Origin of the sequence: Bacillus paramycoides (assembly GCF_001884235.1) — a bacterium.
Classification (GTDB): domain Bacteria; phylum Bacillota; class Bacilli; order Bacillales; family Bacillaceae_G; genus Bacillus_A; species Bacillus_A paramycoides.
In genome coordinates this window covers 79,015-92,444 of the sequence record NZ_MAOI01000066.1, presented here as the reverse complement: position 1 = coordinate 92,444, position 13,430 = coordinate 79,015, and the positions used below count along the sequence as shown (strand labels likewise).

The following is a 13,430-nucleotide window of genomic DNA, read 5'->3' as shown; positions in this document are numbered from 1 at the left end:
TTATGCGAACAAACCATAAGAGACAAACCTTTTTCAAATTAAAGGACGGCTTTCTTACAAAACAATAGACAACCGTCCTTCCCGCTATCCTTCACTAAAAATTCCTTTTATTTTCCCAACAACTATATCCGTTCCAAACTTAGTTATATCGTAAGCAGCACTTGCTATTGCCATACCAATACCTTCTACGACATTAAAACTCCTTAAGTTTTCCAGCTGTTTTTGTTTTTCGGCGGCTGAAAATACATTTCCCAAAATCTCCGATTCAGCCCCGGTACCTTCTGTTCCTGTCATTTGAGCAATTTGTTCATATGACAACTGACGATACCCCTTCATACTTTTTAAACCTTGATTAGCGAGTCCCACTCCAGCTATCATCATAAGTAAACATACGACTGTACCGCATATACACAAGAGCGCAAATCGACTCAAAAAACTTCTGTTTCTTTCCATTAATGTGTATATGCCCCTGTATTATCTTGATCGATTTGATGATGTAGTGCTGCATTTAAACCACTTGCTATTACATTTGCCATATCTTCAATAAACGCATCTACTTCTTTTGGGGTCACCATTAAATTATGACCAAGAGGTGATAACACTTCATAAATCAACTTTCTCTTTTCTTCGTCTTCTAACGTACCAACAGCTCCTAAAAACATATTCCTGCTCTTCTCATCCGGCATATCTTCTTCTGTTAATTTTTTCTTTTCTCCAAATGTAAAACCTGCTGGCAATAAAGAGCGTGACGGTTTGTTTCCTTCTTTCAGTTCACGTCCAAAATGTTTCAAAATAAAATCAATTGTATCGCTTGTAATCGAGACGGCATCGACCACTGTCGGAACACCAATTGCGATAACAGGAATACCTAATGTTTCTTTACTTAGTTCCTTACGCTTATTTCCAACACCAGATCCAGGATGAATTCCTGTATCAGAAATTTGTATCGTGCTATTTACTCGTTCAATAGAACGTGCAGCTAATGCATCAATTGCGATGACAAAATCTGGTTTTATTTTCTCAATAATTCCATAAATGACGTCGCTCGTTTCAATTCCTGTAATCCCCATTACCCCCGGACGAATTGCACTTACAGGCCTGAAACCTTCTTCCACACTTTCAGGCTGCAATTTAAACAAATGTCTTGTCACCAATACATTTTCTACAACTATCGGTCCGAGTGCATCCGGTGTTACATTCCAATTCCCAAGGCCGACGATTAAACAACTCGCTTCTTTTGTAACTCCAACATCTTCTAAGAAATAAGAAAATTCTTTTGCAAAAATACGCTCTACCTTTTGCTGAAGTTCCGTATCTTGCTGCCGTATACCTTGCACCTCAAGAGTTAAATAATTCCCAGGTTTTTTCCCCATCGATTCAGATGCAATTTCATCAATAGTTACTTTCGTAATTGTAACACCCTCTTCTTCCCTCTCTTTTACAATTACTCCTTGTATCCCTTTTTGTTCTTCTTGGCGTTCTTGCAGCATTTGGTGCGCCTCTACAGCAAGGTCAGTTCTAACATTATATTTACTTAAATCTAATGGTTCTTTCATCGTATCTCCTCCGTAATTCATAGTAAATATCGTTAGATTTCCCAAAGTTATATAAGGCCATTCTTTCCTTTACGTGAAATTTCATTGATATACTATTGCAATTCTCTTCACCGTTTGATAGAATATCACTTGTTCTATGTAAGAATCGAGTCATTCGATTGCACCAGGGAGGTGAAAAGTATGGCAAACATCAAATCTGCTATCAAACGCGCTAAACTTAGCGAAGAGCGTCGTGCACATAACGCTTCTATCAAGTCTGACATGCGTTCTGCTGTTAAAACTGTAGAAGCTTTAGTTACTAATAACGATCTTGAAAATGCTAAAGAAGCTTTCAAAACTGCTTCTAAAAAACTTGACAAAGCAGCTCGTAAAGGTCTTATCCACCAAAACGCTGCAGCTCGTCAAAAATCTCGCTTAGCGAAACAAGTAAACGCGTAAGGCGTTTAAAAAACGATCCATTTGGGTCGTTTTTTTACATACAAAAAGTTCATGTACTTAGTACATGAACTTTTTGTATCATTACATATGATTTAAACGCATTAAGAAAAACTCGAGCACAAGCTTCTTATCCATCTTTCCCGTCTTCATACTGTAATCCGCTTCCGCCAATTCTATAATAACTTTTTTTAATTCTTCAAAAGAGAAAAACTTCGTTTGATTCATCGCCAACTTTACACGATACGGATGTACACCAATATGAGACGCAATTTGATTTTGTCCATAACCACGCTGTTGCAACTCTTTCACTTGATGTAGCAAGCGGAATTGACTTACTAATAACGCGAGCAGCTTAATTGGTTCTTCCTGCTGCGTAAATAATCCATCCAAAATTTGCATCGCACCCGCGATATCTTTTTTTACCACTTTCTCCGTCAAAGCAAACACATTTTGCTCAACAGATTTCGGCACAAGCTCTGCAACAAGTTTCGGTGTAACCTCTCCTCCCATACCAACGTATAACGTTAACTTGTCCATTTCCTTCGCCAACATCGTTACATTACTTCCTACAAGCTCTAACAACAAACTAACAGCTGCATTATCAATATGCACATGCACCTCATCTGCACGAGACACAATCCACTTCTGTACATCCTGCACTTGCATAGCATTCGCTTCTACTACATCCGCTGTTTTCTTTAATAGTTTTGTAATTTTTTTTCGTTCGTCTAATTTTTCATACGGCGCAACAAAAACAAGAATAGAAAAAGGAGATGGCTCCCCAATATATTCTTCCAAAATTTTTATATTTTGCTCTAATTTCTCTTTTTGTGACGTTAAAAATAACGGTGATTTTATTAATATAACTTTACGATCCCCAAAAAAGGGAAGCGTACGTGCATCCTCAACTACATCTTCTAAATATGCCTCTTCCAAATCGTATGTCACAACATTAAACTCTCGATCTTCCTCTTCAAGCGCTTCCGTTGTAATAAGTTTTATCGTTTCATTTATAAAATAGGCTTCCGTTCCATACAGTACATACAACGAAGCAAACTGTTTCTTTTTTATTTTCTTATGTATATCACTCATACTTTTTCCTACTCCCTAACTTGGCAATATATATATTTATACTAATGCCCTAGCTTTTGTTTTACAAGTACAAAGGAACAGGCTTTATAACCCGTCCCTTTATTTATATAAAACGCCACGCAATAAGCCCCGGGTTTCTTATTGGTGTGCGTTAATCACCTTCCCTTTATTATTTACAATAATAATTCTAGTATAAGTGCCAACTGTTAACATGCTTGGAAATGAAAAACTCACACTTCTTAGCTAACTAGAAATAGTATACAAATGCTCTATTTCTCTTCATATGGAAATTGTAGATTTTTTTCTGACAATATTTTATACTAAAATGGAATGTTGGGGAGGGATTCTAAATGAATGATTTTGAACAAAACGTTCAAAGTAAACGCAATGACGCTATTGATTCAGGGGTAGGATTTATCGTCTCATTTGGTTTTTTCGCAACACTTTTCATTATTGCAACTGTTATTAAATTCATCGGTTCTTAAAGGCTGCTGCTTAATGGCAGTCTTCTTTTTTTCATCTATTATGTGTTTCATCATATGTGATTTTACTTTGAAAGGTTCCTTTTTCTCCATTAAAAACATAGGAAATAGCACCTTGCTTATCCGTGCGCCATATTTCAGTACCTATCTTCTTAAAACGCTCTATAACTTCCTTATGCGGGTGCCCATACCTATTACGTTCTCCCACAGAAATAATCGCCACACTAGGCCGTACAAGGCTTAAAAAGGGATCTGCAGACGATGTTTTACTCCCATGATGGGCGACTTTTAAAATATTAGCCCGCAACTCAGGATATGTCGATACTATAAACTTTTCTCCTGCTTCTTCTAAATCACCCGTAAATAGCCACGTTAGTCCTCCTAATTTCGCCCATATTACAATCGAGGAGTCATTTTCGCCTTTTTCTTTCCCCTTTGGAGATAATACGAAAAATTCCGCTTCATTTATCCTCCAACTCTCACCTTCTCCTACTACACTTATCTTCACTCTCTTTTCTAATGCCTGTTTCTTCAACACTTTTTCTAATACAGCATCTTGCTCCTTTCTCCCAAATACAACTTCTTTTACAGTAATAGAAGATAATAAATCCAGTGCATCACCTATATGATCCGCATCTCCATGCGTTACAATTAATTTATCAATTGTTTTTATACCTTCCTTTTGTAAAAAAGGAACAAGAATATCATGCCCAACAGAAAATTCATGCTTTTTTTCTTGCCATGCTTCCTTCTTGACATGAAGCGCTCCACCTGTATCAATAAGGTAGACCCCTTTATCGTATGGGAGACGAATTAATATTGCATCTCCCTGACCAACATCAAGAAATGTAACACTCCCACTTGCGCGAAAATATGGGGATACATAATGACAAATACTAATAAGAAGAAATACACCCACAACTATGACCAAATTTTTTTTCATTATTACTCTTTCCCAGATCACAAATATACTAACAACACTAAAACAATATATAGCTACAAGAAATAAAGGAGTTTGACCAAAAGTAAGTCGGATAAAAGGGAAACTTTCACAGTAACTTAGAAAATCATTAGAAATGGTTAAACATATTGAAAGTGCATATGCAATTCCTTTTGCGAAAAATGGAATGATTGGCATACATATAAAAATAAAAATGCTACACGGTAATACAATGATGGATAGAAAAGGAACATATATAAGATTGAGGAAAATACTATAAGGAGAAAAATAACCAAAATGATATAACAAGATCGGGGTACTAGCGAGCTGTGAAATTATAGAAATATAAATAGAATTCCGAACTACCCCATTACTACGCCCTAATAATATCGGCGCAGATAGTAATAAAGCAAAACTACCTACAAATGAGAATTGGAATCCAATATTAAAAACAAGATACGGGTTGTATATAAGCATGCATATGGCTGTTATACTTAGGGCATCTAGGCTAGATAAGCGAACAGAACACATGAAAGCTACCAATAATAAAACTCCTGTTATAGAAGCCCTCACAACAGATGGCGACGCCCCCGCTATGATCATATACAGAGGAATACAAACTATAAGGCATACTGTTGCTACCTCCTTCGTCACACCACCTCTTAGTAAAACAAAATACATCATAACCATTAATAATACGATATGTGATCCTGAAATTGCCAACAAATGTATAAGACCAAATTGTTGATATTGCTCTTCTACTTCAAACGTCATTTGTTGTCGATCTCCAAATAATAATGCATTCATAAACGCACCTGATTGTTCTGGAAACATTTCTGTAACTTTTGAGATTGCTTGCTGCCTGAGAAGGAAAATCCATTGCACGAGTGACAACGATGTTTTTTGACATTCAGAAATGTATGTCACATCGAATATAAAATGTATCTTTTGCTGATATAAATAATTACGATAATCAAAAGCATGAAAATTCCGAGCAGTTTGTGGTTCTTTCACCTTCCCTTTAAATTCACATGATATTCCTGCATATAAGCGTTGCAATTGCTTCTTTTCCGAAGCAGATTGAATTTTATAGTTTAACTGCACTATATTTTTATTTTGATCTTCAATTTGAAAAGAAAGGCGATCCCCATTAATAAGAGGTGTATTTTGTATAACCCCTCGTGTAACTTCGTAGGGCTCTCCTAGCGGCTTGTTTTGACTCTGAACATACGTGGTGTACATAGCGCCACTAAAACACGCTAACATACAAAAAATGAAGGTTTTACACGAAGTACGATATAAACAAAATAAAACATAACAAACGAAACAACAAGCATTCAACAAATACGACGAGGAAAAGGCAATTGCAATCCCCATTATAAACGAGATTGCAACATAGCCCCATTGTCCCTGCAACTCATATCCACCCCTTATAGCATCATTTTTGCTTCAGTGAATACACGCTGTAATTCTTCCATTGACAAGTTATCTTTTTCTAAAGATGCAAACAGTTCTTTTAGCTGCAAATGACGTTCTTGTTCCTCTAGCGATGCAATGTCATACTCTAGCGGAACGTGCTTCACTGTCACATTTGCTTGTTCAAATAACTCTATAGCATACGGATGATTTTTATAATCCTGTGCATAATAAACTGCTGTAATACCACTTTGAATAATCGCCTTGCAACATTGTAGACAAGGGAAATGCGTAACGTATATTTCCGCTTCCTCTGTTTTTACACCAAACTTCGCACATTGCAATAAAGCATTCATTTCAGCATGAATTGTACGAACACAATGATTATCAATGACGTAACAACCATCGTCTATACAATGTACACCACCTTTAATTGAACCGTTATATCCACCAGCAATAATTCGTTTATCACGAACGATCGTCGCTCCTACCGCAAGTCTTGTACACGTACTACGCAAAGATAACAGATGGCTTTGCGTCATAAAATATTGATCCCATGAAATTCGTTCCATATTTTTCACCTACTTTTTTGTCTACTTGTAGTGTAGCGAAAGAGGAAAAACTTCGTCAATCTTTTATGGAATAATTATTTGATCTTTTATTTTTTCAAGGGACTTCGTTCCAATCCCATCAATCTCCAATAAATCTTCTATTTTCCGAAACGGGCCGTGTTCTTCTCGATATTTCAAAATACTTTCCGCCTTCCGAGAACCAATACCCGTTATTTTTTCCAGTTGCTCTTTAGAAGCTGTATTTATTTGCACTTTACCCTCGCTTTTTGAAAAAGCAGCTCCTTCTTGCACTAGCTCATTTTTGTTAGGAACATAAAGAATCATTTGGTCTTGGACCATTTGCGCCAAATTCACTTTCTTCATATCTGCATCTGGCAACAAACCACCAGCTTTTTCAACCGCGTCCTTCACCCGGTCCCCTTCCTTCATTTCATACACACCCTCTTTAAAAACCGCTCCTTTTACATCAATTATAATTATTTTCTTCTGTTCCTTTGTATCCGATACTTTCGGTTTGCTTTTTTTCTCCACATCTTTCGCTTGAACATCCATTGTAATGAGTGATTGTTCTGTATGCTGGTTCGTTTTCCAGAAAAAAAGGAATATCACAATACCAATAATAACTACTAATCCCAACCATTTTTTCGGAAAATCCCACATCATTTTACACCTCTAATCATAAATTTATAACATCATTCATATTGTTTAGGAGAACGCTGTTACGAAGGAGGGATGAAACATTGAATATAGGAATTATAGGGACAGGGAACATGGGGAATATACTAATCGATGCATTTTTAGAAACCCGTGCTGTCAAACCTTCGTGCCTTACTATTATTAATCGGACGCCTGCCAAAGCATATCATATAAAAGAAAAATACCCTTCTGTTCATATAGCCAAAACAATCCAAGAGGTAATCGAACAATCGCAGCTTATTTTCATTTGCGTAAAACCGATAGATATATATCCTATCCTACAAAAATACGCTGAACATTTCTCTGATGAAAAGTGCTTAGTTTCTATCACAAGTCCAATATCTCCAGCACAATTAGAAACTCTTGTACCTTGCCATGTCGCGCGTATCATTCCAAGCATCACAAACCGCGCCTTATCCGGCGCATCACTTTTTACCTTTGGAAATAACTGCTCTGAAGAATGGCAGCAAAAACTACTTCGTCTATTCAAAAACATTTCTACTCCCCTTGTTATAGAAGAAAATATAACGCGCGTTTCATCTGATATAGCAAGCTGTGGCCCTGCTTTTTTTAGTTATTTATTACAATGTTTCATTAACGCTGCTGTAGATAAAACAAATATTACACATGAAGAAGCCACTACTTTAGTAAGTGAAATGGTCATTGGAATGGGGAAATTACTTGAAAAAGAGATTTTCACATTACCCACATTACAAGAAAAGGTATGTGTCAAAGGCGGTGTTACAGGAGAAGGTATTCGTATTTTAGAAGAGCACGTCGGGGATATGTTCCATAAATTAATTGAACGGACACATGAGAAATTTGATGAAGATTTAAAGTGCGTTGAGCAGCAATTCAATAAACACACATAATAAATACGCCATCGTAATTCCAAATCCTTTTTATTAATACGTATCTTTTTCATACTACATTTTCACTAAAACTAGCATTTTTACACTTTACACATTTCATCTTTTTATTTTTCTAGAACTAAAACTACATCTTTTCTATAAAACAAAAGCAACCTTATCGGTTGCTTTTGTTTTATCCATTCTTCTTCGCCATAAAAAAGATGCGCTCTGTTTGTTCCGTCACTTCAATTCGTTCAAAATCACCTGTGACACGAAGCACCGTAAACCCAGATTCTTCAAGCCATTTCGTTAACACTTCAACCGAATATGCACGCTGCACGTGACATTCGTCAAAACGATGATACACATCTTCTTCTGAATCTTGTACAAAGAATGTCAAATCATGTTCCACACTATCTGATTCTTCTCCAGGGAAGCAGTTCCAAATAAGTGATATTTCTTCGCCATTCACTGTATATGTTTCATTTTGAAATACGTGATGTATTTTATATAAAGAGTGTACATCGAATAAAAACAAGCCATCCTGACGTAAATGGTGGAAAACTCTTCTAAATGTTTCTTGCACTCCATCTTCTTGCAATACATAGTTTAATGAGTCACAAAAGATTGTCACACAATCGAATTCACCAGGAACATCGAGCTCTCTCATGTCCTGTTGGTAAAAAGGAATAAAGTAACCTTCTCCCCCCAATTTCTGCTGCGCGACAGTTAACATTTCTTCCGAAAGATCTACACCAATTAAATCATAACCTTTTCGCACAAGCGGAAGTGTTACGTTACCAGTTCCACATGCTACGTCAAGAATTTTTGCCTCTTTCATAGATGCCTGTTGCAAACTTTCTTCTGTGAATTCCACCCATTTATCATAAGGGACATCATTCATCAGTTCGTCATACAGCAATGCAAATTGTTCGTATTTCATTGATCTAACTCATCTGCGATATCTTCACGCGGCACATCGCCCCATAGACGCTCTAAATTGTAGTGATCACGCTCATCTTTATGGAATACATGTGCAACTACATCACCAAGGTCTACTAAAACCCAACGTGCTTCATCAAAACCTTCCATACGTTGAACATCAATTTTCAACTCATGTGCCTTCGACTTAATTTCACGTGCAATTGCTTGCACTTGCTTGTCTGAATTCCCGTGACAAATAATAAAATAGTCAGCAATTGGTGAAATTCCTTGCATATTTAGTACAACCATATCTTCTGCTCTCTTATCATCAGCTGCTTTTGCCGCTAATACTAATAACTCTTTATCTTTCATTTAGTAATTTCCTCCTTGATAACTGCGTTGTATGTTTGGAATGTTAATGGATAAATCGTTTGATCTTTTTCCATTAAAAATTGAATTGTTCGCTTTAAAGCAAACAATAAAGCTTGATTTATATCTTTATATGCGAGTTTTCTCGCTTCTTCCACACCAGGAAATTTACGACCTGGTTCAATGTAATCTGCCACATAAATAACTTTATCTAACATTGTCATTTTTTCATGACCACTTGTATGATATGTAATAGCTTGTAGAATTTCAGGATCAGTAATGCCCACTTCTTTTTCTACTAAGTATGCCCCAACAGGTGCATGCCATAACTCTTTGTTATAGTGAAGTAGATCCTTCGGCAAAGCTTCTCTCTTAATAATCCCTTCCATTTCTGGAATCGCTCTACATTTTGCATAATCGTGAAATATAGCAGCTATCTCTGCCTTTTTCTCATCTACACCATATAACCGAGCAAGTTCAATCGCTGTTTCCATTACACCAATCGTGTGTATATAACGTTTTTCATGCATTTGTTGTTTGACAATTTTAAGTGCTTTTTCACGATTCATACAACCCATTCCTCTCGATATATACCTGTACTTTTTCAGGAAGTAAATATTTGCACGTTTTCTTCTCCATGTATCTCTCACGCAACAAAGAGGAAGAAACTGCAAACTCTGGAATTTCCACTTTTACGATATCATAAGGCGTATGCAATGTATAACCTGGTCTTGCAACTCCAACAAAAGTTACAAGCTTGAGTAACTCCTCAATGTTATACCATTTCGGTAAATACTCAACCATGTCTCCGCCAATAATAAAGTGAAACTGTACATCCGGATACTTCCTTGTTAATTGTAACATCGTGTCATACGTATAAGATGGGCCTTCTCTGTTTAGCTCTTCTAAACAAATTGAAAAGTATGCTTCTTCTTCAGTCGCCATTTGCAGCATGTTTAATCGGTTGTTCACACTCGTAATGTTACGGCCTTGTTTGTGCGGCGGAATTTGGTTTGGCAAAAACCATACCTCTTCCAAATTTAGCGCATGATACACTTCATTCGCAATTAACAAATGCCCATTATGAGGTGGATCAAATGTGCCGCCAATAATGCCAATTTTTCTCAAAAGAAACGCTCCTTCCTTTTACATACAGCAACTCTCCCCATAAACATTCGAAGAGAGTCTACTGTTAATAAAAGTTCAATTGGTTTCGCTCTCTACATATCAAGCGTCAATTACGAAACAACTCACTTATACCTTTTATCGTGGAAGCTTAATTTGCTTATTTTCTCTTGATTCTTTGTATAAAACAATTGTGCTTCCAATTACTTGAACGATTTCAGCACGTGCACCTTGTGCAAGCTCTTCTGCAACTTCACGGCGATCAAATTCACAGTTTTGTAACACGCTCACTTTGAATAATTCACGTGCTTCTAAAGTGTCTGCAATTTGTTTAATCATATTTTCATTTACGCCGCCTTTTCCAACTTGAAAAATCGGTGTTAAATGATGTGCCTGCGCACGTAAAAATCTTTTTTGTTTTCCTGTTAACATATAATTAGCCTCCAAGCTTTCTCATTACTAATTGTTTCATTCTATCAATATTCGGCACACGACCTGTCCACATTTCAAATGCAAGTGCACCTTGATAAACGAACATATCGATTCCATTTTGAATTGTTGCACCTTGTGCTTTCGCATCGCCTAAAATTTTCGTCTCAAATGGATTATAAATAATATCAGAAACAATCGTTCCTTGTTTCAACGAACGAATTTCTAGCGGTGCATACTCAACATGCGGATGCATGCCTATCGTTGTTGTTTGAATGATAATATCATATTCCCCTTGAACTTCCGCTGCGCGTTCTAGCGATAGAGCATGTGAATTAACATTTCCCATGCATCCAGCGATAAGATTTTCCGCCTTATCTACAGTACGATTAGCAATATCAATTGCTTTCACACCTACATCTGCAAGTGAAAAGTAAATAGCTCGACTAGCACCGCCTGCACCGATTAATAAAATACGTTTCTCTTGAAGCGGATCTTTACTAATTGACTGTAAGGCACGAACAAAACCAATTCCATCCGTATTATACCCAATCAATTTTCCCTCTCGATGAACGACCGTATTTACTGCACCGATTTGCTCTGCTAGCGGGGCAACTTCATCTAGATACTCCATAATTGCAACTTTGTGCGGAGTTGTTACATTAAACCCTGAAATTCCTAATGCTTTTAAACCTTTTACTGCTTCCCCTAACGTTTCTTCTTCTACAAGAAACGCGTGATAGTGGGCATCCATATTCAAGTGTTCAAATGCATCGTTATGCATAACGGGTGATAATGAATGTCCAATTGGATTTCCGATTACACCATATAATTGTTTCATAAATCCCTCTCCATATTAAATTAAAGATTTACGTAATGAAACACTTACTCCTTTTGGTACATGAGCAACAATTTTCGCTCCTGATTCATTTACAGTAACCCAGCCCAATCCAGAGAATACAACATCCGTTTTCGGTTCACGAATATTAAATTCATATTTCACAAACTCAGGCATATTTTCTAATTCTTCTGGTGTCGGTGGATTCAATAATTCCCCAGCATGTCTTTCGTACAATTCATCAGCCTTTTCGAGCTTTGTGCGATGGATTGTTAAACGGTTTGAGAAATGACAAGTGAATGCACGACGGCCTCCACTTACATAATCAAATCGTGCTAATCCGCCAAAGAATAATGTTTGTTCCTCATTTAATTGAAATACCATTGGCTTAATCTCTGTAGTCGGTGTAATAAGCTTTAAGCTTTGTTTCCCAACATAATGGGCCATTTGATGATGATTAATAATACCCGGTGTATCATATAGAGATGATGCTTCATCTAATGGAATATCAATTAAATCAAGTGTTGTTCCTGGGAAATGAGATGTTGTAATTACATTCTCAGTTTCATCACTAAACTCTTTAATCATACGATTAATAAATGTTGATTTACCAACATTCGTACATCCGACAACATAAACGTCTTTGCCTCCGCGGTAATATTCAATTGCCTCAGCAAGTTCAGCGATTCCTTGCCCTTTAGCTGCACTAATTAAAAAGACATCTTCTGGTTTTAAACCAAGTTGCTTTGCACTATAGCGCATCCAATGTTTTACTTTATCATGCTTAACTGACTTTGGAATTAAGTCAGCCTTATTCCCTACAAGTAATACTTTATTATTCCCTACAAAACGATGTAAGCCTGGTAACCAGCTACCATTGAAATCGAAAATATCTACGATTTTGACCACTAGTGCGTCTGATTGTCCAATTCCATTCAAAATGCGAAGGAAATCATCATCTGTTAAAGATACATCTTGAATTTCGTTATAATGTTTCAAACGAAAACAGCGTTGGCAAATTACTTGTTCCTTCTCTAAAGATGATGCAGGAGCATATCCTACTTCATTTTTATTTTCTGTTTGAATTTCTACACCGCAACCAATACATTTAATTGTTTCAGTCAAACTTTATTCCTCCCAGTTAATTAAGCCTTTTTTCTTCATATTTCTCATAATTCTTCGCTCGATTTTTCGATTAAAGCGCGTCACCAATCCGTCCGTTTGCGCTACTGGCACAACTAAAATTGTATGAAGTCCTACTCGATTTCCACCGAGCACATCCGTTAGTAGCTGATCTCCAATTACTACGACTTCATCTGGCTGTAATTGCATCTCTTGTATCGCACGCTTAAATGCGCGAACAAGCGGTTTACGCGCACTATGAATAAATGGAATACCTAATGGATCAGCAAAGTCTTTAACGCGTTGCTCGTTATTATTTGAAACGACCGTTACTTGAATGTCATTTTCTTTCATTTTCAAAAACCACTCTTCAAGCTGTGGTGTTGCGTTTGGACGATCCCATTCAATTAAAGTGTTATCTAAATCAGTAATAACCCCTTTAATTCCTCGTTTTTTCAAATCTTCTGGTTGAACATGATATACATTTTTCACATATTCATTTGGTAAAAATAACTTCAATTTCTTTCACCTCTTTGAGGATTTTTCATAAAATTTTTCGACAACATTTTTCGATAGATAA

At 36.6% G+C, this 13,430-nt stretch carries 17 protein-coding genes; 3 read left to right on the top strand and 14 right to left on the bottom strand.

From position 1 onward, the window contains the following. Positions 1 to 84: 84 nt before the first annotated feature. Together BAU28_RS11150 and gpr are read right to left on the bottom strand one after the other, a co-directional pair. A complete protein-coding gene (locus BAU28_RS11150) occupies positions 85 to 453 on the bottom strand; it encodes a DUF3679 domain-containing protein (protein ID WP_071718589.1) in 369 nt (122 codons plus the stop codon). Further along, entirely contained in the window at positions 453 to 1,556 is a 1,104-nt protein-coding gene (gene gpr / locus BAU28_RS11145) for a GPR endopeptidase (RefSeq protein ID WP_071718588.1), read from the bottom strand. Before gpr ends, BAU28_RS11150 begins: the two co-directional genes overlap by 1 nt. 180 nt (positions 1,557 to 1,736) lie before the next feature. Here gpr and rpsT point away from each other — a divergent pair, with 180 nt between their 5' ends. Then, positions 1,737 to 1,994, top strand: a complete 258-nt coding sequence (rpsT, locus tag BAU28_RS11140) for a 30S ribosomal protein S20 (protein WP_001274011.1) — start codon at positions 1,737 to 1,739, stop codon at positions 1,992 to 1,994. Between the two features lie 81 nt (positions 1,995 to 2,075). Here rpsT and holA read toward each other — a convergent pair whose 3' ends face one another. After that, positions 2,076 to 3,086, bottom strand: coding sequence for a DNA polymerase III subunit delta (gene holA, locus BAU28_RS11135; RefSeq protein ID WP_048372250.1), 1,011 nt, complete (start codon positions 3,084 to 3,086; stop codon positions 2,076 to 2,078). Positions 3,087 to 3,436: 350 nt separating this feature from the next. On the opposite strand from holA, the gene BAU28_RS11130 reads away from it, so the two are divergent. Beyond that, entirely contained in the window at positions 3,437 to 3,571 is a 135-nt protein-coding gene (locus BAU28_RS11130; protein ID WP_000997609.1) for a YqzM family protein, read from the top strand. A gap of 31 nt (positions 3,572 to 3,602) precedes the next feature. Here BAU28_RS11130 and BAU28_RS11125 read toward each other — a convergent pair whose 3' ends face one another. From BAU28_RS11125 to BAU28_RS11115, 3 genes are all read right to left on the bottom strand, one after another. Then, positions 3,603 to 5,924: a DNA internalization-related competence protein ComEC/Rec2 gene (locus BAU28_RS11125; protein WP_071718587.1), complete on the bottom strand. Its 2,322-nt coding sequence runs from the start codon at positions 5,922 to 5,924 to the stop codon at positions 3,603 to 3,605. Positions 5,925 to 5,938: 14 nt separating this feature from the next. Next, positions 5,939 to 6,496, bottom strand: a complete 558-nt coding sequence (locus tag BAU28_RS11120; RefSeq protein ID WP_002173519.1) for a ComE operon protein 2 — start codon at positions 6,494 to 6,496, stop codon at positions 5,939 to 5,941. 63 nt (positions 6,497 to 6,559) lie between these two features. Then, the gene (locus BAU28_RS11115) at positions 6,560 to 7,159 is read right to left on the bottom strand and encodes a helix-hairpin-helix domain-containing protein (RefSeq protein ID WP_071718586.1); all 600 of its coding nucleotides are present in this window, start codon (positions 7,157 to 7,159) and stop codon (positions 6,560 to 6,562) included. Between the two features lie 77 nt (positions 7,160 to 7,236). Between BAU28_RS11115 and comER the strand changes: the two genes are divergently transcribed. Then, the gene (gene comER / locus BAU28_RS11110; RefSeq protein ID WP_002173521.1) at positions 7,237 to 8,064 is read left to right on the top strand and encodes a late competence protein ComER; all 828 of its coding nucleotides are present in this window, start codon (positions 7,237 to 7,239) and stop codon (positions 8,062 to 8,064) included. 172 nt (positions 8,065 to 8,236) lie between these two features. Here the strand turns inward: comER and BAU28_RS11105 are convergent, their stop codons facing one another. The 8 genes from BAU28_RS11105 to BAU28_RS11070 form a co-directional block, all read right to left on the bottom strand. Next, on the bottom strand, positions 8,237 to 8,986 hold the full coding sequence (locus tag BAU28_RS11105; RefSeq protein WP_025147395.1) for a class I SAM-dependent DNA methyltransferase: 750 nt from the start codon (positions 8,984 to 8,986) through the stop codon (positions 8,237 to 8,239). Beyond that, positions 8,983 to 9,339 carry a ribosome silencing factor gene (gene rsfS, locus BAU28_RS11100; protein ID WP_025147394.1) on the bottom strand — a complete coding sequence of 119 codons (357 nt, stop codon included), beginning with the start codon at positions 9,337 to 9,339 and terminating at the stop codon, positions 8,983 to 8,985. Before rsfS ends, BAU28_RS11105 begins: the two co-directional genes overlap by 4 nt. Continuing rightward, positions 9,336 to 9,905, bottom strand: a complete 570-nt coding sequence (gene yqeK, locus BAU28_RS11095) for a bis(5'-nucleosyl)-tetraphosphatase (symmetrical) YqeK (protein WP_071718585.1) — start codon at positions 9,903 to 9,905, stop codon at positions 9,336 to 9,338. Before yqeK ends, rsfS begins: the two co-directional genes overlap by 4 nt. Next, on the bottom strand, positions 9,895 to 10,464 hold the full coding sequence (locus tag BAU28_RS11090; protein ID WP_071718584.1) for a nicotinate-nucleotide adenylyltransferase: 570 nt from the start codon (positions 10,462 to 10,464) through the stop codon (positions 9,895 to 9,897). The genes yqeK and BAU28_RS11090 overlap by 11 nt, the downstream gene beginning before the upstream one ends. A 135-nt stretch (positions 10,465 to 10,599) precedes the next feature. After that, the gene (gene yhbY / locus BAU28_RS11085) at positions 10,600 to 10,893 is read right to left on the bottom strand and encodes a ribosome assembly RNA-binding protein YhbY (protein ID WP_048372262.1); all 294 of its coding nucleotides are present in this window, start codon (positions 10,891 to 10,893) and stop codon (positions 10,600 to 10,602) included. A gap of 4 nt (positions 10,894 to 10,897) precedes the next feature. Beyond that, the gene (gene aroE / locus BAU28_RS11080; protein ID WP_048372264.1) at positions 10,898 to 11,731 is read right to left on the bottom strand and encodes a shikimate dehydrogenase; all 834 of its coding nucleotides are present in this window, start codon (positions 11,729 to 11,731) and stop codon (positions 10,898 to 10,900) included. Between the two features lie 15 nt (positions 11,732 to 11,746). After that, positions 11,747 to 12,853 carry a ribosome biogenesis GTPase YqeH gene (yqeH, locus tag BAU28_RS11075; RefSeq protein ID WP_002173528.1) on the bottom strand — a complete coding sequence of 369 codons (1,107 nt, stop codon included), beginning with the start codon at positions 12,851 to 12,853 and terminating at the stop codon, positions 11,747 to 11,749. 3 nt (positions 12,854 to 12,856) lie between these two features. Then, entirely contained in the window at positions 12,857 to 13,369 is a 513-nt protein-coding gene (locus BAU28_RS11070; protein ID WP_071718583.1) for a YqeG family HAD IIIA-type phosphatase, read from the bottom strand. Positions 13,370 to 13,430 lie beyond the last annotated feature (61 nt).

What these genes read in the sequence shown, in the direction of transcription:
- BAU28_RS11150 (WP_071718589.1), bottom strand. Translation starts at nt 453, where the DNA reads ATGGAAAGAAACAGAAGTTTTTTGAGTCGATTTGCGCTCTTGTGTATA.
- gpr (WP_071718588.1), bottom strand. Translation starts at nt 1,556, where the DNA reads ATGAAAGAACCATTAGATTTAAGTAAATATAATGTTAGAACTGACCTT.
- rpsT (WP_001274011.1), top strand. Translation starts at nt 1,737, where the DNA reads ATGGCAAACATCAAATCTGCTATCAAACGCGCTAAACTTAGCGAAGAG.
- holA (WP_048372250.1), bottom strand. Translation starts at nt 3,086, where the DNA reads ATGAGTGATATACATAAGAAAATAAAAAAGAAACAGTTTGCTTCGTTG.
- BAU28_RS11130 (WP_000997609.1), top strand. Translation starts at nt 3,437, where the DNA reads ATGAATGATTTTGAACAAAACGTTCAAAGTAAACGCAATGACGCTATT.
- BAU28_RS11120 (WP_002173519.1), bottom strand. Translation starts at nt 6,496, where the DNA reads ATGGAACGAATTTCATGGGATCAATATTTTATGACGCAAAGCCATCTG.
- BAU28_RS11115 (WP_071718586.1), bottom strand. Translation starts at nt 7,159, where the DNA reads ATGATGTGGGATTTTCCGAAAAAATGGTTGGGATTAGTAGTTATTATT.
- BAU28_RS11105 (WP_025147395.1), bottom strand. Translation starts at nt 8,986, where the DNA reads ATGAAATACGAACAATTTGCATTGCTGTATGACGAACTGATGAATGAT.
- rsfS (WP_025147394.1), bottom strand. Translation starts at nt 9,339, where the DNA reads ATGAAAGATAAAGAGTTATTAGTATTAGCGGCAAAAGCAGCTGATGAT.
- yqeK (WP_071718585.1), bottom strand. Translation starts at nt 9,905, where the DNA reads ATGAATCGTGAAAAAGCACTTAAAATTGTCAAACAACAAATGCATGAA.
- yhbY (WP_048372262.1), bottom strand. Translation starts at nt 10,893, where the DNA reads ATGTTAACAGGAAAACAAAAAAGATTTTTACGTGCGCAGGCACATCAT.
- aroE (WP_048372264.1), bottom strand. Translation starts at nt 11,731, where the DNA reads ATGAAACAATTATATGGTGTAATCGGAAATCCAATTGGACATTCATTA.